Annotated in this window: 26 protein-coding genes; 5 read left to right on the forward strand and 21 right to left on the reverse strand. The window is 75.8% G+C overall.

All coding sequences use genetic code 11. The features are described 5' to 3' along the window. Positions 1 to 4: 4 nt before the first annotated feature. The 3 genes from K1Y72_RS03190 to K1Y72_RS03200 all read right to left on the reverse strand — a co-directional run bounded on the left by K1Y72_RS03190 (position 5) and on the right by K1Y72_RS03200 (position 3,326). On the reverse strand, positions 5 to 1,525 hold the full coding sequence (locus K1Y72_RS03190) for a molybdopterin-dependent oxidoreductase (RefSeq protein ID WP_220163064.1): 1,521 nt from the start codon (positions 1,523 to 1,525) through the stop codon (positions 5 to 7). Between the two features lie 90 nt (positions 1,526 to 1,615). Continuing rightward, entirely contained in the window at positions 1,616 to 3,061 is a 1,446-nt protein-coding gene (locus K1Y72_RS03195) for a leucyl aminopeptidase family protein (protein WP_220163066.1), read from the reverse strand. A gap of 97 nt (positions 3,062 to 3,158) precedes the next feature. Continuing rightward, positions 3,159 to 3,326, reverse strand: coding sequence for a DUF3117 domain-containing protein (locus tag K1Y72_RS03200; RefSeq protein WP_220163068.1), 168 nt, complete (start codon positions 3,324 to 3,326; stop codon positions 3,159 to 3,161). Between the two features lie 267 nt (positions 3,327 to 3,593). On the opposite strand from K1Y72_RS03200, the gene K1Y72_RS03205 reads away from it, so the two are divergent. Further along, on the forward strand, positions 3,594 to 4,379 hold the full coding sequence (locus K1Y72_RS03205) for an enoyl-CoA hydratase-related protein (RefSeq protein WP_220163071.1): 786 nt from the start codon (positions 3,594 to 3,596) through the stop codon (positions 4,377 to 4,379). A 39-nt stretch (positions 4,380 to 4,418) separates the two neighbouring features. Here the strand turns inward: K1Y72_RS03205 and K1Y72_RS03210 are convergent, their stop codons facing one another. The 3 genes from K1Y72_RS03210 to K1Y72_RS03220 form a co-directional block, all read right to left on the reverse strand. Beyond that, a complete protein-coding gene (locus tag K1Y72_RS03210; RefSeq protein WP_220163072.1) occupies positions 4,419 to 5,387 on the reverse strand; it encodes a YbgA family protein in 969 nt (322 codons plus the stop codon). Positions 5,388 to 5,413: 26 nt separating this feature from the next. Next, entirely contained in the window at positions 5,414 to 5,974 is a 561-nt protein-coding gene (locus K1Y72_RS03215; protein WP_258571866.1) for an RNA polymerase sigma factor, read from the reverse strand. Positions 5,975 to 6,067: 93 nt separating this feature from the next. Then, complete coding sequence (locus K1Y72_RS03220) at positions 6,068 to 7,003, reverse strand: MerR family transcriptional regulator (RefSeq protein ID WP_308286860.1); 936 nt, start codon at positions 7,001 to 7,003, stop codon at positions 6,068 to 6,070. Between the two features lie 112 nt (positions 7,004 to 7,115). Between K1Y72_RS03220 and K1Y72_RS03225 the strand changes: the two genes are divergently transcribed. The 3 genes from K1Y72_RS03225 (at position 7,116) to K1Y72_RS03235 (ending at position 11,961) form a co-directional block, all read left to right on the forward strand. Then, the gene (locus K1Y72_RS03225) at positions 7,116 to 8,450 is read left to right on the forward strand and encodes a cryptochrome/photolyase family protein (RefSeq protein ID WP_220163073.1); all 1,335 of its coding nucleotides are present in this window, start codon (positions 7,116 to 7,118) and stop codon (positions 8,448 to 8,450) included. Between the two features lie 187 nt (positions 8,451 to 8,637). Next, positions 8,638 to 9,420 (forward strand): ABC transporter ATP-binding protein, encoded by a 783-nt coding sequence (locus K1Y72_RS03230; RefSeq protein WP_220163074.1) that lies wholly within the window; start codon positions 8,638 to 8,640, stop codon positions 9,418 to 9,420. Between the two features lie 3 nt (positions 9,421 to 9,423). Then, on the forward strand, positions 9,424 to 11,961 hold the full coding sequence (locus tag K1Y72_RS03235) for an FtsX-like permease family protein (RefSeq protein ID WP_220163075.1): 2,538 nt from the start codon (positions 9,424 to 9,426) through the stop codon (positions 11,959 to 11,961). Here K1Y72_RS03235 and K1Y72_RS03240 read toward each other — a convergent pair. The 3 genes from K1Y72_RS03240 to K1Y72_RS03250 are packed head-to-tail and all read right to left on the reverse strand — an operon-like array spanning position 11,905 to position 13,388. Beyond that, a complete protein-coding gene (locus K1Y72_RS03240; RefSeq protein WP_220163076.1) occupies positions 11,905 to 12,531 on the reverse strand; it encodes a DNA-3-methyladenine glycosylase I in 627 nt (208 codons plus the stop codon). The genes K1Y72_RS03235 and K1Y72_RS03240 overlap by 57 nt on opposite strands. A gap of 9 nt (positions 12,532 to 12,540) precedes the next feature. Continuing rightward, positions 12,541 to 12,987 (reverse strand): SRPBCC family protein, encoded by a 447-nt coding sequence (locus K1Y72_RS03245; protein WP_220163077.1) that lies wholly within the window; start codon positions 12,985 to 12,987, stop codon positions 12,541 to 12,543. Continuing rightward, on the reverse strand, positions 12,984 to 13,388 hold the full coding sequence (locus tag K1Y72_RS03250) for a hypothetical protein (protein ID WP_220163078.1): 405 nt from the start codon (positions 13,386 to 13,388) through the stop codon (positions 12,984 to 12,986). Before K1Y72_RS03250 ends, K1Y72_RS03245 begins: the two co-directional genes overlap by 4 nt. Positions 13,389 to 13,443: 55 nt before the next feature. Between K1Y72_RS03250 and K1Y72_RS03255 the strand changes: the two genes are divergently transcribed. Further along, positions 13,444 to 13,761: a hypothetical protein gene (locus tag K1Y72_RS03255; protein ID WP_220163080.1), complete on the forward strand. Its 318-nt coding sequence runs from the start codon at positions 13,444 to 13,446 to the stop codon at positions 13,759 to 13,761. 10 nt (positions 13,762 to 13,771) lie between these two features. Here K1Y72_RS03255 and K1Y72_RS03260 read toward each other — a convergent pair whose 3' ends face one another. From K1Y72_RS03260 to K1Y72_RS03315, 12 genes are all read right to left on the reverse strand, one after another. Next, positions 13,772 to 14,668, reverse strand: coding sequence for a universal stress protein (locus K1Y72_RS03260; protein WP_220163081.1), 897 nt, complete (start codon positions 14,666 to 14,668; stop codon positions 13,772 to 13,774). 79 nt (positions 14,669 to 14,747) lie between these two features. Beyond that, positions 14,748 to 15,338, reverse strand: coding sequence for an LOG family protein (locus K1Y72_RS03265; RefSeq protein WP_220163082.1), 591 nt, complete (start codon positions 15,336 to 15,338; stop codon positions 14,748 to 14,750). 37 nt (positions 15,339 to 15,375) lie between these two features. Continuing rightward, positions 15,376 to 16,020, reverse strand: a complete 645-nt coding sequence (locus tag K1Y72_RS03270; protein ID WP_220163083.1) for an SMI1/KNR4 family protein — start codon at positions 16,018 to 16,020, stop codon at positions 15,376 to 15,378. A 211-nt stretch (positions 16,021 to 16,231) separates the two neighbouring features. Then, a complete protein-coding gene (locus K1Y72_RS03275) occupies positions 16,232 to 16,783 on the reverse strand; it encodes a DUF8788 domain-containing protein (protein WP_220163084.1) in 552 nt (183 codons plus the stop codon). 13 nt (positions 16,784 to 16,796) lie between these two features. Further along, on the reverse strand, positions 16,797 to 17,228 hold the full coding sequence (locus K1Y72_RS03280) for a DUF8788 domain-containing protein (protein ID WP_220163085.1): 432 nt from the start codon (positions 17,226 to 17,228) through the stop codon (positions 16,797 to 16,799). A 22-nt stretch (positions 17,229 to 17,250) separates the two neighbouring features. Continuing rightward, positions 17,251 to 18,063: a DUF8788 domain-containing protein gene (locus K1Y72_RS03285; protein ID WP_220163086.1), complete on the reverse strand. Its 813-nt coding sequence runs from the start codon at positions 18,061 to 18,063 to the stop codon at positions 17,251 to 17,253. 53 nt (positions 18,064 to 18,116) lie between these two features. Further along, complete coding sequence (locus K1Y72_RS03290) at positions 18,117 to 18,539, reverse strand: DUF8788 domain-containing protein (RefSeq protein WP_220163087.1); 423 nt, start codon at positions 18,537 to 18,539, stop codon at positions 18,117 to 18,119. Between the two features lie 28 nt (positions 18,540 to 18,567). After that, positions 18,568 to 20,148 (reverse strand): phenylacetate--CoA ligase family protein, encoded by a 1,581-nt coding sequence (locus tag K1Y72_RS03295; RefSeq protein ID WP_220163089.1) that lies wholly within the window; start codon positions 20,146 to 20,148, stop codon positions 18,568 to 18,570. A 49-nt stretch (positions 20,149 to 20,197) separates the two neighbouring features. Continuing rightward, a complete protein-coding gene (locus tag K1Y72_RS03300; RefSeq protein ID WP_220163091.1) occupies positions 20,198 to 21,721 on the reverse strand; it encodes a pyridoxal phosphate-dependent decarboxylase family protein in 1,524 nt (507 codons plus the stop codon). 512 nt (positions 21,722 to 22,233) lie between these two features. Further along, entirely contained in the window at positions 22,234 to 23,727 is a 1,494-nt protein-coding gene (locus K1Y72_RS03305; protein ID WP_220163093.1) for an FAD-dependent oxidoreductase, read from the reverse strand. A 52-nt stretch (positions 23,728 to 23,779) separates the two neighbouring features. Continuing rightward, on the reverse strand, positions 23,780 to 24,781 hold the full coding sequence (locus K1Y72_RS03310; RefSeq protein ID WP_220163096.1) for an AurF N-oxygenase family protein: 1,002 nt from the start codon (positions 24,779 to 24,781) through the stop codon (positions 23,780 to 23,782). A 129-nt stretch (positions 24,782 to 24,910) separates the two neighbouring features. Then, the gene (locus K1Y72_RS03315) at positions 24,911 to 25,537 is read right to left on the reverse strand and encodes a TetR/AcrR family transcriptional regulator (RefSeq protein WP_220163098.1); all 627 of its coding nucleotides are present in this window, start codon (positions 25,535 to 25,537) and stop codon (positions 24,911 to 24,913) included. Between the last annotated feature and the right edge of the window lie 27 nt (positions 25,538 to 25,564).

Consider the following 25,564-nt stretch of genomic DNA (forward strand, 5'->3'; position numbering starts at 1 on the left):
GCGGTCACCGGACGGTGACCACGGTCGACTGCCAGCCCGACGCCCCGTCCGGGAACGGGTCGGCGCGCTTCTCCACCTGGAGCGCGCCCGTGCCGTCGACGGCGCGGGCCTCGATCCGGTGGCTGCCGGGAGCGGCGTCCCATTCCAGGAACCACTGCCGCCAGGTGTCGGTGTTGGGGACGGGCGCGAGCTTGGCGTCGCGCCACGCGCCCCCGTCGATGCGGACCTGCACGGCGGAGATGCCGCAGTGCTGCGCCCAGGCGACGCCGGCGACGGGCACCCGGCCCGGCTTCAGCTCGGCGAACGCCCTCGGCAGGTCGATGCGCGCCATCGTCTTGATCGGCGCGTGGTCGGCCCAGTCGCGCTTCGTCCAGTACGCCCGGTCGTCGGCGAACCGGGAGATCTTGAGGTCGGTGACCCACTTGGTGGCCGACACGTAGCCGTAGAGGCCGGGCACCACCAGGCGGGCGGGGAAGCCGTGCGCGACGGGCAGCGGCTCGCCGTTCATGCCGACGGCGAGGAGCGCGGCGCGGCCGTCGAGCACCGCCTCGATCGGGGTGCTGACGGTGAACCCGTCGGTGGAGCGGGAGAAGACCTGGTCGGCGCCGGCCCGGACGCCCGCCTCGCGGAGCAGCGCGGCGAGCGGGAACCCCAGCCAGCGGGCCTCGCCCGCGTAGGGGCCGCCGACCTCGTTGGACACGCAGGTCAGCGTGATGTCGTGCTCCTCCAGCGGGCGGCGCAGCAGCTCGTCGAAGGTGATCTCGAAGGGCCGGTCGACCAGGCCGTGCACGCGCAGCGTCCATGCGGCGGGGTCGACCTGCGGCAGCACCAGGGCGGTGTCGACGCGGTAGAAGCCGCTGTTGGCGGTGGTGAAGGGCGTGAGGCCGGGGACGCGCAGGTCGGCGCCCGCCGGGAGCGGCGGGGCGGGCTTCGCCGGGGCGGGCAGGCGGACGTCCGCGCGCAGCCTCCCGACGCTCTTGCGGCCCGCGAGCAGCCGCCCGCCGATCCCGCCCACGGCGGCGACCGCGACGGCGCCGCCGGCGGTGGCGAGGAACGCGCGGCGGCCAGTGCCGTCGCTCTCCTCGGCGCCGTGCCGCAGGAGCAGCAGGAGGGCCGCGATCCCCGCGACGGTGCCGATCACCGTCGGGAGCGCGTCGGCGGGGCCGGCGTCCGGCCTGGTCAGCGCCGCGATCGCGCCGACCAGGCCGAACAGGGCGAGCCCGGCGGCGGCCGGGACGCGCCGGAAGCGCCCGAGCAGGCCGAGCAGCGCGGCGAGGACGATCGCCCCGGCCAGGAGGCCGCCGAGCAGGACCTGCTTGTCGTGGGTGCCGAAGGTGCGGATCGCGAAGTCCTTCAGCCACTCGGGCGTGCGGTCGATGCCCGCGCCGCCCACCGCGATGAGCGGCGCCGCCTGGGGCCGCACGAGGGCCGCGGCGAGTTCGGCGACGCCGAGCGCGACCGCCCCGGCGAGCACGCCGGACAGTGCCGCGATCAGCGGCCCCGGCCGCGTTCCCTCATCCCTCATGACCGTCATTCGGAGCGGCCGGGACGGCGGATTGGTGCCGGACGGAAAAAGCCCCCCGGATTTCTCCGGGGGGCTCCTGGCGGGCGCCGGCTAGGCGGCCAGCCAGTCCAGCAGCAGGCGGACGCCGAAGCCAGTGGCGCCGCGGGTGAGCTCGGCGTCGTCGGCGGTGGCGCGGCCGGGCCCGGCGACGTCCAGGTGGGCCCAGGTGCGGCCGCCGACGAACTCGCGCAGGAACAGCGCGGCGGTGATCGCGCCGCCGCCGTAGCCGCCGCGGCCGATGTTGTTGATGTCGGCCACGTCGGAGTCGATCGCCGCGCGGTACTCCTCGACGAGCGGCAGCCGCCAGAGCGGCTCGCCGGACGCGGCGCCGGACGCGGTGAGCGCGGCGGCGAGGGCGTCGTCGTTGGCGAACAGGGCGCCGTGCCGCAGGCCGAGCGCGACCTTGGCGGCGCCCGTCAGCGTCGCCACGTCCACCACGACCGCCGGGTCGAGCTCGGCATCGGCGTAGGCGAGGGCGTCGGCGAGGACGAGGCGGCCCTCGGCGTCGGTGTTCAGCACCTCCGAGGTCGTCCCGCCGAAGTGGGTGATCACGTCGCCGGGGCGCATCGACGACCCGGACGGCATGTTCTCGGCGGCGGCGACGAGGCCGGTGACCTTGGCGCGGACGCCGAGGCCGCGGAGCGCCGACAGGACGCCGAGGACGACCGCGCCGCCCGCCATGTCGGTCTTCATCGTCTTCATGCCCTCGTTCGGCTTCAGCGACAGGCCGCCGGAGTCGAACGTGATGCCCTTGCCGACGAGGACGATGTGCCGGTCGGCGCCGCCCGGGTCGTAGGCGACCTCGATGAGGCGGGGCGGGCTCGCCGAGCCCGCGCCGACCGCGAGCAGGCCGCCGAAGCCGCCCTCGGCGAGCTCCTTCTCGCCGCGGACGCGGACGGTGAGCCCGGCGCCCGAGGCGATCTCCTCGGCCCGCAGGGCCAGCCAGGAGGGGTTCTTGACGCTGGACGGCGTGTTGGCGAGATCGCGGGCGAGCGCGGCGGCCTCGGCGACCGCCGTCCCGCGCGCGAGGGCGTCCGCGCCCGCCGCGGGCCCGGCCTCGGTCAGCACGAGCAGCGTCTCCAGCGGCGCCTTCTTCGGCGGCTCGCCGATCGTGAAGGTGTAGGAGGCGAGCAGCGCGCCCTCGACGAACGCGGCGAGGTCGCCGTCCGGGACGCCCGCGGCGAGCGCGCCGTGCCCGCGGCCGCGCCGCGCGAGGGCGGCTCCCGCCCGGCGCAGGTCGGCGGGGGTGGCCTCGCCGACGCCGTACAGCAGCAGCTCGCGGACCGTCCCGTCCAGCCGGACCGGCGTCGAGACGATCTCACCGGGCTCGCCCTTGGCGCCGTGCAGCGCGAGCACCTCGTCCAGCGCGAACGGCTGGCCCTCGGCGATCTCGGCGGCGGGCGCCGCGCCGCCGGCGCGCACCGGCACCGCGTACAGCTCGGCCGCCACCTGCGAGAGCCGCCCGTCCGCGGCCCGGACCCGGGTCTGGATCGGCATTACCTGGTCACTCCCCCTCGATCATGCGAACGGCGCGGGGCCCGGCCTGGCCTGGCCGCCGGAGCCCGCGCCGTGTCCAAAGCGCGCAGAAAGGCCGTCAGCCCACGACGCCCTTGATGGCGGCGCCGAGCTCCTTGGCCTCGTCAGGGGTCAGTTCGACCACCAGGCGGCCGCCGCCCTCCAGCGGGACCCGCATGACGATGCCGCGGCCCTCCTTGGTCACTTCGAGCGGACCGTCTCCCGTCCGCGGCTTCATCGCCGCCATGCGTGCTCCCCTTCCTGCCCTTAGGACCGCGTGGCGCCGCGGGGCACCGCGTGGCCGCGTGGCCGCCTGTTCGTATCCGCGTCCTCAGTAGTGGTCCATTATCTCGTGTTCCGGGCGCGAAGTGGTAACGATCAGCCTCCAGATCGTCCGCCCGCACACATCAGAGGCCCTGCGGGCTGGGGGTTCCGGGGCGCCCCGGGTTGCCCGGCGCGGCCGCCGTGCACGATCGTTGGGCGCAGGTGCCGCGACCGGAATTGCGAGGGCGAGATGGCCGAGACCGTGCAGTACGCGCTGGACCGGGGTGTGGCGATCATCACACTGGACCGGCCGGCCGCGATGAACGCCCTGGACGACCCCACCAAGGACGCCCTGCGCGCCGCCGTCGAGCGCGCCGCCGCCGATCCGGCCGCCCGCGCGGTGCTGATCACCGGTGCGGGGCGGGCCTTCTGCGCGGGCCAGGACCTCCAGGGCCACGCCGGGCACCTGCGGGACGGGCGGGGGCTGAACGGCACCGTCCGCGAGCACTACAACCCCGTCGTGCTCGGCATCGCCGCGATGCGCAAGCCCGTGGTGGCCGCCGTCAACGGCGTCGCGGCGGGCGCCGGGATGGGCCTCGCGCTCGCCTGCGACCTCGTCGTGGCCGCCGACGGCGCCTCGTTCGTGCCGGCGTTCGGCGGGGTCGGGCTGGCGCCCGACAGCGGCGTCTCCTGGACGCTGCAGCGCCTCGTCGGCCGGGCGCGCGCCACCGAGATCCTGCTGCTCGGGGAGCGGATCACCGCCCCGCGCGCCCTGGAGATCGGCATGATCGCCCGGGTGGTGCCCGCCGGGGAGCTCGCCGGCACCGCCCTGGAGCTCGCCGCGCGCCTCGCGGCGGGGCCGACCGCCGCCTACGGGCTGACCAAGGACGCGCTCGCGTTCGCCGCGGGCTCCGACCTGGCGGCCGCGCTGGAGCGCGAGGCCGAGCTGCAGGAGGACGCGGCGGCGACGGCCGACCACCGCGGCGCCGTCGAGGCGTTCCTGGCCAAGGAGCGGCCCGCCTTCCAGGGGCGCTGAGCCAGGGGCGCTGAGAAGCGCCGGGCGGCGCGTGCGGCGTCAGCGGGTCGCGGGGACCAGTTCGCGCGGGAAGGGCTCGAAATAGGTCTGGGCGTCCAGGTAGGCGATGTCCTCGCCGCGAGCGTGGTGCCGCAGCAGCGCGAGCGGCACCTCCAGGGGCACCTCGCCGCGCCCGTAGGAGTCGATGGTCTCGGTGATGTCGCGGCGGCGGGCCTCGTCCAGCACCCGGCTCATCGGGCTGTAGACGTGCAGCAGCGCGTTGACGTGCCGGCCGCGCTTCGGCCGCACCTCGAACGCCGCCGCGAAGACCGCGGCGTAGCGGGCCGCCAGCTCGTCGCGGGGCAGGCCGCCGGCCTGCGCGACGAGCCGCCCCGCCTCGCGGTAGCGGGCCGGGTCGTGGGCGAGCATCTGCAGCTTGTGCGCGGAGTGGAAGGCGATCAGGGCGCGCGGCGTCCAGTCGCCCGCCAGCAGGGCGCGCAGCCGGGCGTGGGCGAAGACGCGGGCGACGAAGTGCTCGCGCAGCACCGGGTCGTTCAGCCGGCCGTCCTCCTCGATCGGCAGGTCCGGGTGCCGCTCCCGGATGCGGGCGGCGAAGACGCCGGTGCCGGTCCGGTCGACGGGCATGCCGCCCTTGTAGCGCGACACCCCGCGCAGGCCGCAGCTCGGCGACCGGGACTTCAGGATCCAGCCGTCCAGGCCGGTCAGCCCCGCCGCGCGGTCGTCGGCGAGCGCCTCCATGGCGTCGGTGTGGTCGCGGTCGCCGTCGCGGGTGGTGATGCGGACGGCGCCGGTGTCGGTGGTGAGCCGCAGCGTGGGCCGGGGCGTGCCGAGCCCGATCTCCATCTCCGGGCAGACCGGCGCCCAGTCCACGTGCGCGGCGAGCGCGTCGGTCAGGTAGCGGTGGCGGCTGTGGCCGCCGTTGTAGCGGACCTGCTCGCCGAGCAGGCAGCTCGACACCGCCAGCCTCGGGCGGGCGTGCTCCTGCTTCGGGATCGGCTGGATCAGCATGGTGTCCTTCCCCCTCCGGCGGCCGGTCAGGCGGCGAGCAGGACGCTCAGCCGGTGCAGGCCGCGCGCCGTGCGGGCCTTGATCGTTCCGAGCGGCGCGCCGAGCCGCTGGGCGATCTCCCGCTGCGTCAGGTCCTCGTAGTAGGCCAGCACGATCGCCTCGCGCTGGGCGTCGGGCAGCGCGGCGAGGGCGCGCCGCACGTCCTGGCGGAGCGCCACCCCCTCGGCGAGCTCCCCGGCGCCGCGGGCGGCGGGGCGCTCGGCCGCCGCCGCGAGCGGCAGCGCCGCCGGCGGGCGGGCGCGCAGGTGGTCGATGGCGCGGCGGCGGGCGATGGTGAGCGCCCACGCCTCGAAGCTGCGGCCCTGCTGGAACCGCTCGCGGCAGCGCCAGAGCTCCATCAGCACCGACTGGATGACGTCGTCGACCAGGTCGGGCGGCACCTTGCGGCGCAGGTAGCGGCGGAGCGCCGGGGCGAGCGCGGCGTGGCACTCCGCGAGCGCCCGCTCGTCACCCGCGGCGAGGCGCGCCGCGACCACGGCGGTGCCCGCCGCGCCCGCCGCCGTGCCGACCATCGTCCCGTATCCCATGGCCCGACTCCTCACCCGAAAAAGCTGCTCGAAACTTGTTCATAACCTGAACAGCGGGAAGCCGCAACCGGAGTGAGGCAACGGGTGGGTAAATCAACCGGCGCCGACGGCGCTCCGCAGCGCCTGCAGCGCGTCCTGGTAGGCGTGCACGCGGCGGACCCCGGCCGGCAGCCCGGCCTCCCGCCAGCCGGGCCCGCCGACGATCAGCCGGTGCGCGGGGCGGGTCGCGGGCAGGTCGGCGAGCGGCAGCGGGTCGCCGGTGGCCGCCATCGACGACCAGACGAACACCGCGGCCGGGCCGAGCCGGCCGATCGCGTCGCCGAGCGCCCGGTAGGGCATCCGGGCGCCGAGCACCCGCACCCCGACGCGCTCCTCCGCCAGGCCCGCGCCGAGCGCGTACACCGGCAGGCTGTGCTGCTCGTCGGCGGCGCAGGCGAGCAGCACCGGGCGGGTGGTGAGCGGCGGGTCGGCCATCGCCAGCACCGCCGACAGGGCGCTCTGCACGCAGCTCGACAGCAGGTGCTCGACCTCGACGTACCGGCCGGACGCGGCCTGCCGCTCGCCGATGCCGACGAGCACCGGGGTGAGGAGCTCCTGCCAGGTGCGGGCCACCCCGACGGTGCTGATCGACTCCCAGACCAGGTCCTGCATCGCCACCGGGTCCATCTTCATCGCGGCCCCCGCCAGCTTGCGGGTGGCGGGCGTCGGATCGGGCACCGCGAGCCGGTTGCCGCCCGCGCCCCAGGCCGGGCCGGACGGCACGACGCTGGACGGCGCGGGCGGCTCGGCGAGCTCCTCGGGGCCGGCCGCCAGGGCGCTGCGGGCCGCCTCCTCGGGCGGCACGCCGCCGAGGATCAGCCGGTTCATCAGCTCCAGCCGGGCGACGTCGGTCTCGTCGTAGCGGCGGTGCCCGCCCTCGGTGTGCCGGGACGGCTCGATGTTGTAGCGGCGCTCCCAGGTGCGCAGGGTCGAGGGCGCGATGCCGAGGCGGCGCGCCACCGCGCCCACGCTCCAGCCGACGCCGGTCACCTGCTCCCCTCCCTGGACGAGTGCACACACTTTAGGCCCCATACTCGGCTCTTCGCGGCCGGAACGGGGGACGGTTGCAACCGGAGCGCGGCGCGGCGGCGAATTCCCGCCGATGGACACCTCGATCATGCTGTTCACCCGCGATCTGCGGCTGCACGACAATCCCGCCTTCGCGGCCGCGTGCCGCGCCGGGACCGTCGTTCCCCTGTTCGTGTTCGACGACGCCCTGCTCTCCCGGTCGCCGAACCGGGCGCGCTTCCTGCTGGACGCGCTGGACGACCTGCGCGCCTCGCTGCGCGCGCGCGGCGGCGGCCTGCTGCTGCGGCGCGGCGATCCCGCCGAGGAGGCGGTGCGCGTCGCCCGGCAGGCCGGCGCCGGCGAGATCCACCTGGCCGGCGACGTCAGCGGGCACGCGTCCCGGCGCCTCGCCCGGCTGGAGGAGCTCGCCGCGGCCGAGCGGATCGGCGTCACGGCCCACCCGGGCCTCACCGTCGTCCCGCCGGGCGACCTGCGGCCCGGCGGGGGCGGCGACCACTACCGGGTGTTCGGCCCGTACTGGCGGGCGTGGAGCGACGCGACGTGGCGCCCGCTCGCCGACCTGCCGGGCGGGCTGTCGCCGGTGGAGCAGGCGGACGGCGTCGAACTCGACGCGATCGCCCGCGCGTTCGCCGCCGGCGCGTCCCCGGACCTGGCCGAGGGCGGCGAGACGGCGGGCCGGAAGCGCGCGCACGCCTGGCTCCGCGACCTGCTGGGCGACTACGACGGCAACCACGACGACCTGGCGGGCGAGCTCACCTCGCAGCTCAGCCCCTACCTGCGGTTCGGCTGCGTGTCGCCGCTGGAGCTGGCCGCGGCGGCGCGCCGCGAGGGCGGCGAGCCGTTCGCCCGCCAGCTCGCCTGGCGCGACTTCCTCTACCAGGTCACCGCGGCCTTCCCGGCGATCGGCCGCCGCGACTACCGGCCGCGCGACGGCGCCTGGCACGACGACGAGGACGCGCTCGCCGCCTGGCGGGAGGGCCGCACCGGCTTCCCGATCGTGGACGCGGGGATGCGCCAGCTCGCCCGCGAGGGCCGGATGCACAACCGGGCCCGGATGATCACCGCCTCGTTCCTCACCCGCAACCTGCGGGTGGACTGGCGGCACGGCCTCGCCCACTTCGACCGGCTGCTCGCCGACGGCGACCTCGCCAACGACGCCGGGAACTGGCAGTGGGTCGCGGGGACCGGCAACGACACCCGCCCGAACCGGGTGCTGAACCCGCTGCGCCAGGCGGCCCGCTTCGACCCGTCCGGCGCCTACGTCCGCCGCCACGTCCCCGAGCTCGCCGGCCTGGACGCCGGCGAGGTGCACCGCCCCTGGGAGCTGCCGCCGGACCGCCGCGCGGCCCTCGCCTACCCGCCGCCTCTCCTCGACACCGCCAACGGCAAGATCGTCAACGCCTCCTGACCACCCGGTCACCCCCCGTCGAGATGCGGCGTGTTGCCCTATGGGAGCGCTCCCAATGCGCAACACGCCGCATCTCGACGAGCAGCGACCACCCGGTCACAGGGACGCGGGGGTGGGGGCAGCCCCCGGGTGAGGTGGCGGGGCGGCGCCAGTGTGCGGGGCGGCGCGCGCGGGTTGGCTTGAGGGCATGAGCCGACGCAGCGCCCCGCCCTCCCCCGCCGCCGTCCCCGAGGCCGGGACGGGCGCCCGCCCGGCCGCCGTCGCGCGCGAGGTGGTGAAGTCCTACGGGACGGGCGCGGGCACGGTGACGGCGCTCGGCGGGGTCTCCGCCGCCTTCCCGCGCGGCGCCTTCGCCGCGATCATGGGACCGTCGGGGTCGGGCAAGTCCACCCTCATGCACTGCATGGCCGGGCTGGACGCGGTCACCTCCGGGACGGTGCTCGTCGGGGACGTCGACCTGACGGCGCTGTCGCGGCCCGCCCTCACCCGCCTCCGCCGCGACCGCCTCGGCTTCGTCTTCCAGTCGTTCAACCTGCTGCCGATGCTGACGGCCGAGGAGAACATCCGCCTCACCGGGCGGCTCGCGGGCCGCGGCGCCGACCGCGCCTGGTTCGACACGCTCGTCGACTCGCTCGGCCTGCGCGCCCGCCTGCGGCACCGGCCGGCCGAGCTGTCGGGCGGCCAGCAGCAGCGCGTCGCCGTCGCGCGGGCCCTGCTCACCCGCCCCGACGTGCTGTTCGCCGACGAGCCGACCGGCAACCTGGACTCGCGCTCGGGCGGCGAGGTGCTGGCGTTCCTGCGGCAGGCGGTGGACGCCTTCGGCCAGACCGTGATCATGGTGACGCACGACCCGGTCGCCGCCGCGCACGCCGACCGCGTGCTGTTCCTCGCCGACGGCCGCATCGCCGGGAGCCTGGACGCGCCGACCGCCGACACCGTGCACGCCGCGATGCGCCGGCTGGAGGGCTGAACCGTGTGGCTGATCGCGCGCCGCTCCTTCGCCGAGGGCTGGGCCCGGCTGCTCGCCACCATGGCGGCCGCCGCGCTCGCCGTCGGGCTCATCGCCGGGTCGCTGCAGTTCACGCTGCGCGCCCAGGACGCCGTCTCGGGCGGCAACGCCAGCGAGTACGCCGCCGCCGACGTGCTCGTGCAGGGCGGCACCGTCGATCCCGACGAGCTGTACGCGCCGCCGGACGGCCGCGTCCGCCTCGACGCGGTCGCCGGGCGGCCCGGCGTGCGGGCCGCCGCCGGGGACGCCATGGTGCCCGTCACCGCCGTCTCGCGCGGGAAGACGATCACGCCGCCGGTCGGCGGTTCCACCTACCTGCGGCCGTGGATCGGCACGCCGCTCGGCGCGTACACGATCGTCGCGGGGCGGGCGCCCGCCGCCGACGGCGAGGTCGCCGTCGTCCGGCACATGGCGGACCGGCCCGGCGCCGACCTCACGCTGCTGCTGCCGCAGGCCGCCCGGAAGGTCCGCGTCGTCGGGATCGTCACCGTTCAGGGGCGCGCCGCCGTCGCCGCGGGCGATCTCGTGCTCGCCCCGCCCGAGACGGTCCGCGCGGCGGCGGGGCTGCCGCCCGGCACCTGGCAGAGCGTGTGGGTGAAGGGTTCCGCGCCCGGCCTCACCGTCCCGGACGCCACCGTCCGCCGCGCCGCCGACGTCCGCCGCAAGCAGCGCGACGAGGCGTCCGCGACGGGCGCGTCCCTCGGCGGCGCGCTGTCGGCGATCGCGTCGATGGCGGTCTTCACCGGCCTGTTCGTCATCGCCAACACCTTCGGCACGCTCGTCCGCCAGCGCACCCGGCGGCTCGCGCTGCTCGCCGCGCTCGGCACGACGCCGCGCCAGCTCAAGCGGCTCATCAGGGGCGAGGTGCTGCTCCTCGGGCTCCTCGCGGGCGTCGCCGGGACGGCGCTCGGCTACCCGATCGCGGCGCTGCTGACGCGGCTGTTCGCCGACGACGGCTTCGACGTGTCGGCCGGGCGGATCCCGGCCGGCTGGATCACGCTGCTCGTCCCGGCCGCCGCCGGCGTGGTCGTCACCCAGCTCGCGGCCTGGCGGTCCGTGCGGCGCGCCGCCCGCGTCACCCCGATGCAGGCGCTGCGGGACGCGGCGGACGACCCGGTGGGGCGGCGCTGGCCGCGCCTGCTCGGCGCGCTGCTGGTGCTCGCCCTCGCGGGCGGCCTCGGCTCCATCTCCTTCGCGGTCCAGGCGGAGGAGCCGCCCGGCATCGAGCGGACCGTCGGCTCCGCCATCATGGTCATGATGGGCGGGGTGGTGGCGGTCGCCGGCCTCGCCGTGCTCGCCCCGTTCTTCGCCGGCCCCCTCGGCGGCCTCGTCGGCCGGCTCGCGCACGCCGCGGGCGGCGAGCCCGGACGCCTCGCCCGCGCCGCCGTCCGGCGCAGCCCGCGCCGAGTGTCGGCCGCCGCGTCCTCGCTGATGCTCGGCGTCGCGACCGCGACGGCGACCGCCCTGGTGATGCTGTCGGTGCACCAGCGGTTCGCGGAGGCCGGGCTCCAGGTGATGCACGCCGACCACGCCGTCACGGCGGCGGGCGCGGGCAACGGCGCGACGTCGGGCAGCGGCGCGCCGCTCCCGCTGGAACTGGTGGACCGGATGCGGGCGGTGCCCGGCGTGACCGGCGCGGCCGCGCTCACCGCCACCGACGTCAAGCTGGCGGACCCGCCGCCGCGCCGCACCGATCCCGACGAGCCGCCCGAGCCCGTCCACCTGCTGGTCACCGGCGGCGCCCCGGCCGGGTACCTGCGGCTCGGCGGGCACGTCCCGGCGCTGCGGCCCGGCGAGGTCGCGGTGTCCTCGGCCGTCCGCGACGGGAGCCGGCTGCGCGCCGGGCAGCGCATCACCGTGCGCGGCGCGGCGGGCCGGACGGCGCTCACCGTCGCGGCGTTCTACCACGACCCCTCGCACCTGTTCGCCGACCAGGCGATCGTCTCCCCCGCCACCATGGCGCGCCTCGACCCGGCCGCGCCCGCCCAGGTGATCCTGGTCCGCGGCGGCGACCGGGCGGCCCTGGACCGGGCCGCCGCGGGCGTCCCCGGCGCGCGCGTCCTGGACCGCGCGGCCTACGTCCGGGCGGCCGCCGACGGCGTCGCCAAGGGCCTCAAGGTGGTCTACGGGTTCCTGGCGATGGCGCTCGTGCTGTCGCTGTTCGGCATGGCCACCACCGTCTCGCTGGGCGTCGCCGAGCGCACCCGCGAGTTCGGGCTGCTCGGCGCCGTCGGCGCGACCGCCCGCCAGATCCGCGCGGTGGTGCGGTGGGAGGCGGCGACGGTCGTGCTGCTCGGCACCCTGCTCGGCTGCGGCGCCGCGTACGGGACGGTCCTGGCGATCCACCTGGCCACCGGCAGCTCGTTCCTGCGGCCCGGCGGCCCCTGGTGGCTGCTCCCGCTGGTCGCGCTCGCCGCCGCGGCCGTCACCGCCGCGACGTCCGCCCTACCGGCCCGCCGCGCCGCCGCCGTCCCCGTCCTGGACGCCGCCCGCGGCGAGTGACGCGGCCCCGCGCCGGAAGCAGCCGGCGAGGTGGTCGTCGACCAGGCCGCACGCCTGCATCATCGCGTAGGCGGTGGTCGGGCCGAAGAACCTGAAGCCGTTGCGCTTCAGCTCCTTCGCCAGCGCCTTGGACCCGTCGGTGACCGCCGGGACGTCGGCGGTGGTGACGGGCGCGGGGGCGGCCGGGTCGGCGTAGCGCCAGACCAGGGCGGCGAGGCCGCCGGGCAGGTCGAGGGCGGCGCGGGCGTTGGCGACCGCCGCCTCGATCTTGGCGCGGTTGCGGACGATGGACGCGTCGCCCATCAGCCGCTCCACGTCGTCCGGCCCGTAGCCGGCGACCTTCTCGGGGTCGAACCCGGCGAACGCGGCCCGGAAGCCCTCCCGCTTGCGCAGGATCGTCAGCCAGGACAGCCCCGACTGGAACGCCTCCAGGCAGAGCCGCTCGTACAGGCCGCGGTCGTCGCGGACCGGACGGCCCCATTCGTCATCGTGGTAGGCGACGTAGTCGGGCGCCGACACCCCCCAGGGGCAGCGCGCCAGCCCGTCCTCGCCGAGGATCGCACCGCTCACCCGGACTTCCTACCGCACGGGTCCGACATCCCGCGCCGCGAGCGCGGCGAGGCGCCGCAGCCCGAGCCCCATGAACGCCTTCACCACCGGCCCGGCGACGATCCAGCCGGCCCGTCCGAGCGGCCCGAGCGGCAGGTCCACCGCCTCGGCCCACACGATGCGGCTGCCGCCCGCCAGGGGCTCCACCGCGAAGTACGCCTCCCCGCGCACGACCCGCCCGGTGTGCCGGACGGCGACGCGGCGGCCCGGCCGCCACCCGGTGATCACCATGGTGTCCAGGAAGCCGACGGGCCCGACGCCCGTCCACCCCGCGAGGTCGGCGCCGACGCCGTGGCCGCCCTCGGCGCGGGTGAACGGCATCCACTCGGCGTGCCGGGGCCAGTCCACCAGGACGGCGAACAGGACGTCGGGGGGCGCGGCGCTGCTCGCCTCCGCGTGGATCGCGACCCGGCTCACGCGTCCTCCTCCTCGGTGTCCCGACCCGCGGCGTCCAGACCCGTGGTGTCCCACGGCAGCGGCGTCGGCAGCGGCGCGTCCGCCGCCGTCGCGCCGCCCTCGCCCGGGTGGCGGACCGCCGCGAGCCGCGCCTCCAGCGCGTGGATCTGCGCGTCCCGCTCGGCGAGCGAGGACACCATCCGCCGCATCGCCTCGTCGGTGACGGCCGGCTGGTAGCCCCACAGCGCGCGCGGCGGCCGCAGCATCGCCGCCTCCGCGCCGGTGAGCGGGCGGCCGTCCATCGGCGGCAGCGGCACGTAGTCCGGCTGCGGGGGCGCCAGCTCCCCGCCCCGGCCCATGGCGAGCACCACGATGGCGCCCAGCACGGCGAGGCCGGCCAGCACCAGGACCGCGACGACCACGTTCGGCTCCGTTCTGTCTGCGTCTTCCGAGGACGATCGTGCCACGATCAGGGGTATGGAGTCGCACGACCACCGGGTGCTGCCGCCCGGTTCCCCGGTCCCGCCCGGTGTCGCCGACGCGGGCGAGGCGCCCCCGGCGGACGCCGTGAGCGCCCTGGCCGCCGCCGGGCGGCCCGTCCTCGTCACCCTCACCGCCGACGGGCCCGAGCCCGATCCGGGCCTGCTGGCGGCCGCGTCGGTGTACGCCTGGCTCGGCGCGTCGCTGTTCCGCGCGCCGGAGCCGCAGGCGGCCGCGCTCGGCCAGGTCCTCGACATGGTCGCCTCGATCCGCGGGACGCGGCCGCCCGCCGTCTCCCGCCGCGGCCTGGCCTAGGACTCGTCGCCTAAGGCTCGTCGGGGCGGACGACGGCGACGGGGCAGTGCGCGTGGTGCAGGACACCGTGGCTGACCGAGCCGAGCAGCGCCCCGGCGAGCGCGCCGCGCCCGCGTGCGGCGACCACGACGAGGTCGGCCTGCTCGGACGCCGCGGTCAGCGCCCGCACCGGATGGTCGCGGACCAGCGCCTCGATGACCTGCACGTCGGGGTGGACGTCGCGGAGCCGCGCGTACTCGGCGCGGACCCGGTCGGTGACGGTCCGCTCGGTCTCGCGCTCGTCCTCCAGGTAGCGGGCCTGCACGAGGGCGGGTTCAAGCTGGAAGGCGTGCACGACGCGGACCTTGGCGCCGCGCCGCCGCGCGGTCGCGAACGCGTGCTCCAGCGCGGCCTCGGACGCGTCCGACAGGTCCACGCCGACGGCGATCTCGCCGAACTCGCGGCGGGTGCCGTCGCCGCGCACGACGACGACCGGCCCGTCGGCCTGCCCGGCGACGCGCCTGCCGACGGAGCCGAGCAGCATCCCGGTGAAGCCGCCGAGGCCGCGCGAGCCGAGGACGGTCAGCGCGGCCGTCCGCGACAGCTCCCGGAACGCGTCCACCGGCGCGGCGTCCGCCACCTCGGTGGTGACGCGCACCCGCGGCCGCCGCTCCAGCGCGAGGCGCCGCGCCGCCGACACCACGCCCTCGCCGCTGGTGAGCAGCGAGGAGCCGTCCTTGCTCGGCGGCACGAACGGCACGCCGTAGGCGATCGGGTCGGCGGCGTAGACGACGTGCAGCGGGCGGCCGAGGTCGGCCGCCTCGTCCGCCGCCCACGCGACCGCCCCGCCGGCGGGCGGCGAGCCGTCCGTCCCGACCACCACCGGCCGCTCGGCCGTCACCGCGTCCTCGTTCGCCCCGCCGCTCATCCCGTCCCCCTCCGGCACGAGATGATCACTTCCCGGCGGCGCCGCCCCGCACACCGCCCCCGGCCGGCGTTCCACCCGCTCACAGCTCGGCTTCGGCCAGGTCCTCGGGGGTGGCCTGGATGTGCGGCCGGGACCGTTCCAGCAGGTCCAGGGCCTCGTCCAGGTCGGCGGTCCAGCCGATCGCGTCGAAGATCTTCGGGCGGGCGAAGCCCTGGTCGGCCAGGCCGGTCATCAGCTCGCGGAGCGGGTCGTAGACGCCGGTCGGGTCCAGGATGACGATCGGCTTGTCGTGCATGCCGAGCACGCGGGCCGTCCAGATCTCGAACAGCTCCTCCAGCGTGCCGATGCCGCCGGGCAGCACCAGGAACGCGTCGCTGCGCCGGTCCATCTCGCCCTTGCGCGAGCGCATGTCGGGCGTGACGACCAGCTCGTCGTTCGCCTCGTCGGAGACCTCCACGTCCACCAGGCCCTCGGGGATCACCCCGACGGTGCGGGCGCCGCCCTCGCGGGCGCCGCGCGCGACCGCGCCCATGCACGACACCCGCGCTCCCCCGCTGACCAGGCTGTGCCCGCGCCGGGCCAGCTCGGCGCCGACGCGGTGCGCGAGCTCCACGTGACCCGGGTCGATCTTGCTGCTGGACGCGCAGAACACGCAGACGGCCAGTCCCATCGCGGCCCCCTCCCTCTCGCCTGCCGCCTTCCTACCATCAGGGCGCCTCCAGTCCGAGCGGGGCCGGGACGAGCGGGTCGCCGTTCAGCGACCGGCGGTCGTCGCCGAACTCCCACCACAGCAGGCCGTCGACCGTCAGGTAGGGGTGCATGCCGCCGGCGCCGCCGCCCTCGTGCAGGGCGCGGGCGACCGCGGCGAGGTAGGCGGCGAGGCCGGGCCAGCCGTCGGTGAAGTCGCCGCCGCCGGCGTAGGCGGCCCAGCCGAGGCGGCCGCGGTGGGGTCCGGGCCGCCGGTCGATGACGTGCGGGGTGCCGCTGGCGTTCACGGCCCAGGGGATCCAGTCGGGATGCCACCAGGGCTCGTCGGCCCAGGGCTGGACGGCGAACCCGCCGGTGGCGCGGGCCTTGTCCATGCAGGCGGCGTACCGCTCGGCGACGGCGGACGCGCTCAGCGGCGACTGGTGGGGCAGCAGGGACGTCCACTCGTCGGCGCCGTCGTGGCAGCGCAGGGACGCGGCGAGCTCGGCGGGCAGCGGCATGCCGAGGGCCCGCTCGGCCTCCTCGACGGCGGCGGGCTCGGCGGGCGGGTTCAGCAGCATCAGCGACGCGGGCGCGTGCACCGCCAGCCACACGTCGATCAGCCGCCACGACCTGGCGATCGGGTTGCCTTCCACACCGTCCATGCTGCCTCCCGCCACCGACATTCCCGGTGGTCAGGCGCTGTGGTCAGGCGCTGTGGTCAGGCGCTGTGGTCAGGCGCTGTGGTCAGGCGCTGTGGTCAGGCGCTGTGGTCAGGCGCTGTGGTCAGGCGCTGTGGTCAGGCGCTGTGGTCAGGCGCGGGCGGGCGGGGGACGCCCCGGGCGGCGCGGTGCCCGGGGCGTCGTCGGGGCGGGGTCAGACCCCGAGGACCCGGACGGCCGGGTGGTGCTCGGTGTTGAGGTAGAGCTTCTCCCGGGTGCCGTCCTGCTCCAGTTCCAGGACGAGCCGGTACCGGTAGAGGCCCGGCTCGGCGGTGCCGAGGATCGTGCCGGCCCAGTAGTAGTAGACGGGCGTGAACGGCGACCGCATCTTGTCGGGCATGCCGTAGATCTTCAGTTCGGAGCAGAGCCGCCGCTCGGCGACGTCCTCCTCGTCGCCGCGCTCGGTGTCCAGGAACACCAGATTGTTGATCTTGGGCATGGGCGGCCAGGCGCCGTCCGGCCGCTTGTCCATCTCGATCGGCCGGATGATCCAGTTGAGCACCTGGCCCTGCTTGCAGACCGTCTCCAGCCGCCCGGTGCCCTGCCCGGCGCCGCCGACGCTGTTGTCCATCATGTAGAGCGCGTCCTTCAGGCTCCCGGTGCGGGTGGCGCGCTCCATGTCGACCAGCGTGACGATGTTGAGCTGCACGGAGTTGAGCTGGCCGGCGTTCGACCGCTGCGGCCCGGCCTCGCGGGTGCTGTCCATGCGTCCTCCTCCCTCAGCCGACCAGCGCCGGCCGCAGCGTCGTCGTGATCGGCTCGGTGCGGGTGCCGAGGCGCAGCCTGACCTGGTAGTGCGCGACGTCCGGGGCGCCCGGCTTCACCGTGGCCGTCCAGTAGGTGATGTCGGTGCCGGGGTAGGTGTGCCGCTCGGGCTCGCACACCTCGGGGTCGACGACGATGGCGTCGATCGCCGCGTAGGTCTCGCACTCCAGCGAGATGACGTTCCAGAGCAGCCGGTCGCCCGCGCGGACGCGGGTGCGCAGCTCCTCGGTGCCGAGGCCGGTGGACCCGGCCGCCCGGTTGGTGTCGTACAGGTAGAGGTTGCCGTGCAGGCTGCGGGACGCGAGCGCGCCGACGCAGTCGACGACGGCGGTGATGGAGATCGGCCGGTCGGTGCCCGGCCTGCTCTTCTTGGACTTCGAGGGCATCTGCCGCTCCTTCGGGCGCGGGCTAGGCGGGCGGGGCCGCCGGGGCGGCGGGCGGGGCCGGGTACACCGGCAGCAGGCCGAGGCCGCCGCCGGTGAAGGCGTTGCGCTTCGGCTCGGTGACGACGCGGAGGCGCGCCTCGCAGGTGAGGTCGACCGCCTCCCAGCGGAGCCCGGCGTCGCGCTCCACCAGCTCGTGGAGCTGGACGTGCATCGTGTAGGCGTAGGTGCCGGGCCGGGCGGTGTCGATGGTCGCCGACCAGTACCAGCCGTCGGTGACCATGTCCGGGGAGCCGTACTCCGCCGGGTAGATGATCTTCTCGTCGACGGCCTCGCCGGTGATGTCGGTGATGATCGGGGTGGCGTAGTTGTGCGCGGCGGCCGCGTCCGCGCCGCTGACCGGCCGGCCGGTGACGTCCAGGACCTTGCGGCTGGTGAGGCCGCGGGCGCCCCGGGTGCTCCGCACCCGCGTCCCGATGTCGCGGCGGATCCGGTTGACGCCGCCCGCCGCCTCGTCGTCCGCGCCGTCGGCGAGCGCCCGCAGGTCGTCGAGGGCCTGCTGGTCGATCTGCCGGGACCGCTCGGCGGCGTAGCCGCGCGGGACGGTCGGGGGGATGCCGCCGAGCGCGTAGGGCAGCCAGTTCAGCACCTGCTCGGTGCCCTGCGAGCCGTCGCTCCAGTAGGAGCCGTTGACGGCGGTCACCAGGTCGCCGGTGCCCTCGCCGGTGGAGCCCTGGAACCTCATGTTGTCGAAGACGTACACGTTGTCGTCGAGCGTGCGGTCGCGCAGCGCACCGCCGATGTCGACCAGCACGATGATCGCCAGTTGCTGGGCCATGGCCCGCCTTTCCGTCGGGTTCGGCTGTCGTCCGGCCGTCGGGCCGGCGGGGGCTAGGGGCACATGAGGGCGGGTGAGTCGACGTGCAGCACCGCGTGCGGGCCCTCGTGCATCTGCAGCTCCAGCCGGTACCGGTGCGGCACGCCGGGCGCCAGGTAGGGGACGACGCCGGACCACACGTTGACGTCGAGGTTCTCGCCGGGCTCGGGGTCGGGCCGCGCGGGCCCGGCCGGCTGCCCGTCGGGGCCGAGGAAGACGATGTCGCGGATCTCCACGGGCGTCTGCACGTCCACCGCGAGCGCCGACCACTGCACGACCTGGCCCGGCTGCACGACCGTGCAGAGGTCGGGGGTGCCGCGGCCGGTGCTCTCGAAGGCGCTGTCGTCGACGAGGCCGAGGTTGCCGTTGCCGAGGCCGCCGTCCGACAGCGCGCCGACGACGTCGACGAGCGCGATGATGTTCACTTTCGGGTTCACTGCCTGCTCTCCTTCGGGCTGCCGGCCGCTAGCCGCGGTCGCGGACGAGGGGGACCTTGCCGACGGGCGTCCGCTCGATCTCCGGCGCCGCCCGGTGCACGAACACCAGGTGGAAGGTGTAGCCGGTGCGCTCGACGGACGCCGGGTCGGCCTCGCGGTCGTTGAACAGCGACAGCGAGCGCGGCAGCGCCCGCAGGAACGCGCGGTGCACGCCGGCCGGGCCGAGCGCGGCCTCCAGCGTGTAGGCGAGGCCGGCCGGGTCGTCCACCGCGGCGAGGAGCGTGACCGCGCGCGTCTCGCGGTGGTTGACGAACTGCACCTCGTGCGCGATCTCGTCCAGGTCGAGGGCCGCCGCGGCGCGCAGCTCGTCGCGGACGGCGTCCAGCGTGAGCGCCGCCGAGTACTGGCTGTCGCCGAGGTGCAGGACGTCGCCGGTGCGGCCGGCGAACTCGAACTGCTGGGTGCGCAGGTCGGGCCGGTCGATCCGGGGGCGCCGCACCATCCGGTCGCCGAGCCGGAGCCGCAGCAGCGGCGCCTCGTGCGCGTGCAGCCGGGTGACGACGAGCTCGCCCTCCTCGCCCTCGCCGACCCAGCGGCCGTCCTCGTCGACGATCTCGACCAGGTGCAGGCCCGGCACCGCCGCCAGGTGCGGCGAGGTGTCGCGGAGCTGCAGGCCGATCGTCTCGGCCTGGGTGGCGGCGAAGTAGCTGAGGATGGCGAGGTCGGGGTAGACCGCCTTCAGCTCGGTCCGCTTGCGGTGCGGCAGGACGCCGCTGCCGTACAGCGCGACGCGGAAGCTCTCGCGGGCCTCCTGCGGCATGCCGGCGCCGAGGTCGGCGAGGATCGCGACGCCGGCGGTGATGCCCATCAGCGCCTTCGGCCCCGGGTAGGAGAACATGTGCTCCAGGACGGGCCCGGTGACGGGCCCGGCGCCGATGTAGTTGACGCCGGGGACGTTCTGCAGCACGCCGCCGACCATCGTGCCGCTGCTCCACATCTGGTAGTCGGCGAGGTTGGTGAACAGCCAGCGCGGGTCGGGGCCGTGCAGGTAGGCGCCGAGCTGGTGCTCGCCCATGAACCGGCCGGCGATGCGGTAGGTGTGCCGCAGCTCGCGCAGCGAGTAGACGATCTCCAGGGGGCGGCCGCCGGTGGTGCCGCCGCTCGCCACCACCTCGAACCCGCCGCGGGCGAGCGGCACGACCATGCCGGGCCGGTCGCCCATGAACAGGTCGCGCTGCTCGTCCTTGCCGGCGACCGGGATCTGCTGCCACTCCTCGAACGTCGCGCAGGCGCCGGTGACGCCGGCGTCCTTCAGCCGGTCCCGCCAGAGCGGGTTCAGCATGACGGTGTTGACCATCTGCTCCAGGCGGCGCAGCACCAGGGCGTCCTGGACGGCGTGCGGCACCTGGCTGTAGGACGTGCCGCAGGCGCGGGCGCAGTCGCGCATCTTGCCCGCGAAGGACGGCAGGCCGGGGACGTCGTCGACGGTTCCGGGCGCGATCTCGGCGTCCGGGATGAGGCGCGCCGCGAGTTCGGCGGCCTCCCCGGGCGCGGGGCCGTCCGCCGCGCGGCGCGGGCGGGCCTGGCGGGTCGAGCGGGTCGGGCTCATGGGCATTCCCCCTTGCTGGCGTGCCTGCCGGCGTGCGTGTGCCGCCGGGTCACCGGTCCGCGCCCTCGGCGAGCAGGGCCCGGCCGGCGTCGCGGATCTCCGCGAGGAGCATCCGGACGTGGTCGAGGGTGGTGTGGTGGCTCATCAGCACCGCGCGGAGCGCGGCGGTGCCGTCGATGTCGACCTTGGAGATGAAGAACGAGCCGCCGCCGCGCACCCGGTTGCGGACGGCGTTCTGGAAGCGGTGCACGTCGGGCGCGGCGAGGCCGCGCGGCCGGTGCCGGAAGCACAGGATGTTGGCCTGCGGGGCGTGCACCGCCTCGAAGTCGGGCTCGGCGAGCAGCAGCCCGTGCGCGTCGCGGGCCAGCCGGCAGACGTGCTCGATCTTCTGCGCGAACAGGGCCGGGCCGTGCATCGCCCAGAGCGTCCACAGCGGCATGATCATCGGGCGCTTGGTGCACTCGAAGTTGCGGCCGCCGCTGTCGAGCGCGGCGTACTCGTCGGGCTCCTCGTCGAACACGTAGCTGGCGCGCTGCCGGAACGCGCCGAGGCTCCGCGCGCCGTCCCGGTAGAACAGCATCGTGCAGGGCGCGGGGACGAACATCAGCTTGTGCGCGTCCCAGGTCAGCGAGTCGGCGTGCTCGACGCCGCGCAGGCGCCCGCGCAGCTCGCCCGACACCAGCAGGCTCGCGCCGTGTGCGCCGTCCACGTGCAGCCAGAGGCCGTGCTCGCGGCAGAGGCCGGCGAGCTCGTCCAGCGGGTCGAACGCGCCGACGGACGTGGTGCCGGCCGAGGCGACCAGGCAGAACACCGACAGGCCGCGGCGGCGGGCGGCGGCGAGGGCGGGCCCGGCGCGGCGCACGTCGATGCGGCGGGCGGCGTCGAGCGGCAGCCGGACGATCTGGGTCTCGCCGATGCCCATGACGCCGGCCGCGCGGGTGACGCTGTAATGCGCGTCGGCGCCGACGGCGACGGCGGGCCGCACCCCGTCGGTGCCGCCGCGCGTCCAGAGGGCGGGGAAGGCGCGGGCGCGGGCGGCGAGCAGCGCGGTGAGGTTGGCGAGCGAGCCGCCGGAGGTGGTGACCATGGCGGCGGCCGCGGGATCCCAGCCGATGAGCCGGCCGAGCTCCTCCCCCATGATCCGCTCGGCGACGCTGGGGAGCTGCCCGGCCTCGTAGAACGAGGCGGGCTGGCTCACCATCGCGCCGGCGAAGTCCATCACGCCGGCGAGCGGGACGACGCCGGAGAACTGGCGGCCCATCGCGCCGGGCGAGTGCACCGGGATGCCGGTCCGCACGTACAGGTCCATGATCGCGTCGAGCCGGGCCGGGTCGTGCGGCGCGATCCGGTCGCGCTCGGCGGTCATCAGCGCCCGCGCCGCGGCGGTCAGCTCGGCCGGGTCGGTGAGCGCGAGCCCGCGCACCGACAGGTCGGTCAGGGGCCCGGCGAGCCGGGCCGCGACGGCGCCCGCGCTCTCGCGGAAGCGCCGCGCGTCGAACGCCTCCCCCACGCCTTCCCCGGGCGGGGCGGAAGGCGCGGCGGGCGCCGCGCAGCGGTCATCGATCTGGGTCACAACCGTCTCCTCGAAAGGCGCGTCTTCGATCGGCTTTTCCGGCGGCGCCGGCGATCCGGAGGCCATTGATCGACGGAATCCGACCGGCGCCGGGACTTTCCGGAAAACGACCTACCGCAGGCCACGCTAGGAAGCCGACCCACGCCTTGACCAGTATCTGACCACATCCGGCAATGGTGTGATCACTTGGCGTGACGGGCCTCCTGGACCGTTCCGGCGTGCTAGAACGCGAGGCGCGACGGCTTCATGGCGCATTAGCAAAGGGCCACCGGGGACTCAAGGAAACACTTCCCTAACGGAAGGCGGTCGGCCCCGTGAATTCGATCACCGCGGGAACCGCGACGCGCGCCGCCACCAGCGACGTCATCCGGCGGAAACAGATCGCCGTACCACTTTCACCGGCCGGCGCACTCCGGAAGTGCATTCCTCACCATGTGAAATAAAAAAGCGCGCACCCTTAGGTGCGCGAACTGGCCGGGGCGCGCCGCCGTCCGGGCGGCGCGCCCTCGCCGTCAGCCGACGGGCCGCAGGCCCTTCAGGAGCCGCTCCAGCTCGGCCGGCGCGGGCAGCGGGCCCGTGGCGGCGTGGTCGTCCAGCAGGTGCCGGACGGTCTCCTGGGCGCACGACTTGTTGGTGCCGAGGAACCCGGTCGGGCCCCGCTTGATCCAGCCCGCCGCGTAGACGCCGGGCAGCGGGATGCCGTCCACGCCGTCGAGGACGCGTCCTCCGGCGTTCGGCAGGACGCCGCGCGCCTCGTCGAACGGCAGGCCCGGCAGCGGCCGGCCCTTGTAGCCGATCGAGGACAGTACGAGCCCGGCCTCCAGCAGCTCGGGCGCGCCCGCCGGCTCGACGCCGCCGCCGTCCACCGGGCGGTTGCGGACGAGCTCGACGCCCTCGGCGCGGTCGCCGCCCGCCACGCGGACGGGGCCGGACAGGTAGCGCAGCACGATCCGCTTGCGGCCGGGCGCGGGGGCGGGCAGCGCGGCGACCTCGCGCAGCAGCCGCGACTTCGGGTCGTCGCCGTCCAGGGCGGCGCCGCCGGTGTCGACGACGAGCGCGGCGTGCGGGCTGCCCATCAGCCCGATCAGCTCGGGGACGGTGAACGCCGAGTGCTCGGGGCCGCGGCGGGCCACCACCACGACCTCCTCGACGCGGCTCTCGCGGAGCGCGGCGAGCGCGTGCGGGGCGATGTCGGTGCCGGCGAGCGCGCCCGGGTCGGTGGTGAGGACGCGCGCGACGTCCAGCGCGACGTTGCCGTTGCCGATGATGACGGCGCGGCGGTGCGACAGGTCGAACGGCCGGTCCGCCTGGTCGGGGTGGCCGTTGTACCAGGCGACGAACTCGGTGGCGGTGCCCGCCAGCTCGTGGCCGGGGACGTCCAGGCGCCGGTCGGACGCCGCGCCGGCGGCGTAGACGACGGCGTGGTGGTGCGCGAGCAGCTCCTCGTGGGTGACGTCGCGGCCGACCTCGACGCCGGTGTACAGGTGGAAGCCGTCCTGGAGGGCGATCCGGTCGAACAGGTCGGCGACCCGGCGGGTCCGGGCGTGGTCGGGGGCGACGCCCGCCCAGGCCAGCCCGTAGGGCACCGGCAGCCGCTCGAAGACGTTGACGCGCGCGCCGGGCACGGTGAGCAGCTCGTCCGCGGCGTACATCGCCGCCGGCCCCGACCCGACGATCGCGACGCGCAGCGGCTCGCGCCCGGCGGGCGCGGTGAGCGGCGGCAGGACCGGCGCGAGCAGCGGGCGCGGCCGCGGCTCCCTGTAGTAGCCGGCGTTCAGCGTGACGAACGGGAGCTGCGCGGGCGCGAGCGCCGACTCGGGCGCGATCGCCTCCACCGGGCAGGCGCTCACGCAGGCGCCGCAGTCGACGCAGGCCGCCGGGTCGATGTAGAGCATCTCGGCCGTGGCGAAGTCCGGCTCGTCGGGGGTGGGGTGGATGCAGTTGACCGGGCAGGCGTAGACGCAGGAGGCGTCGCCGCAGCACGACTGGGTGACCACGTGGGGCATGGGGCGGGTCCTTGCTGAGCGGGGCGCGGTGCGGGCGGGGGCGGCCGGGCGGTCAGGCCGCGGCGCGGGCGCGCCGGTCGGGCTCGCCGCGGAAGCGGGCGACCCGGCCGTCGATGCCGCACATCCGCCAGAGGGCACGGGAGGCGGGGTTCATCAGGTCGAGCTCCTCGGCGAGCTTGCGGACGTCGCCGAAGAAGCCCCGCATGATGTCCTTGGACTTGGGGTTCTTCCAGAACGCCTCGCGCATGACCTTGCGCGGGATGCCGTGCTCCTTGGCGAGGTCGCGCGGCGGCGCCATGATGGCGCCGGCGAGCCAGCGCATGACCAGCGGGAACGCGAGGGACGTCGCGCCCTTGGCGACGCGGCCCTGGCGGGCGACGCGCTCCTGGAGGAAGCGGTGCGCGAAGGAGATGTGCCGCGCCTCCTCGGCGATGTGGATCTCCATGGTGCGCAGCACCGCGGGCGGCATGTGCGCGCCCTCGCGGATGATGGCCTTCTGCACGTGGTCGATCGGCTCCTCGCCCGCCAGGATGCCGATGAACAGCAGCGTCGGGGCGTAGGCCGACAGCGACCAGAGCGGCGAGGTGATCCGGTAGGGCGCCTTCATGCCGGGGACGTCCACGCCGATCCGGTTGACCAGCTCCTGGAACATCTGGATGTGGTTGCACTCCTCGGTCATCTCGTGGAGGCAGTACCGGAACTCGGGCGAGCCGTTCGGCAGCGTCATGACGTACTGCATCATGCCGCGGATGAGGATGCTCTCGAAGGCGAGGCCGACCTTGGAGACGTTGGCCTGGCGCCAGCGGCCGATGGCGATCCGCTTCTCCAGCGGCTGCTCCCAGTACCAGGGGTGCGCGCCGAGCGGGTCGCTCTCCTTGGACAGCTGCCAGCGCTCGTCCTCGGGGTCGATCCGGTAGTCGGGGCCGTCCCAGTCGATGTCCAGGTAGGGGTCGAAGCGGCGGTGGACCGAACCCTCGGAGAGCGTGCGCAGCAGCCCGGCGTACTCGCCGTCCGTACGCTCCGCCGCCGCCTTGGTCGTCCCGGTCGTCGCCATGGCTCCTCCTCCCCGCCGCGAGGGCCGGCCGGCCACCGCGACGTTACAGTTGCTGCGGTAACCGTAAACTTGCAGGGCGGGCGGGTCAATGGGGCGGGCCTCCGGCGGCCCGTGGCAGTCATCACATGCTTACTGCGCGGGCCGCGCTTCGGGCCGCCACTCCAGGAAGGCCGCGAACCGGACGGCGCGCGCCACGTACTCCTCCAGCGCGGCGCGGTCGTTCAGGTCGAAGGAGGTGTCGGCGACGATCAGCGACATCGCGATCCGGCAGAGCAGGTCCAGCGACACCCGCACGTCCACCGGCGGCAGCAGCCCCGCCTCGATGCGCGCGGTCACCAGCGGCTCCATGATCTCCATGACGCGGTCCACGATGATCTGCGCCTGGGTGGTGAACAGCGGCAGCACCCGCTCGGGGATGTCGCGGACCGCCGCGACGAGCAGCGGGTGCGAGCGCGCGAAGTCGACGACGAACGTCATGAGCTCGGTCATGTACTCGGCCGTCCACCGGATCCGGTCGACCATCGGCGCGAGCAGCTCCAGCAGCCGCGCCACCTCGCGCTGGATGAGCGCGTCGCGCACCGCGTCGAACCCGTCGTAGTAGCGGTACAGGGTCGGCCGCGACATCCCGGCGCGGCGCGCGATCGCCGACATCAGCCGCCCGGACCCGAAGCCGCCGTCCACCAGGCACGCGGCCGCGGCGTCCAGGATCTGCCCGCGCACCTGCGCCTCCCGCGACAGGATCGCCGTATCACCCATGCCCGGATTCTCCCACGGACGCCCGCC

This window comes from Actinomadura parmotrematis (assembly GCF_019458805.1).
Classification (GTDB): Bacteria; Actinomycetota; Actinomycetes; order Streptosporangiales; family Streptosporangiaceae; genus Spirillospora; species Spirillospora parmotrematis.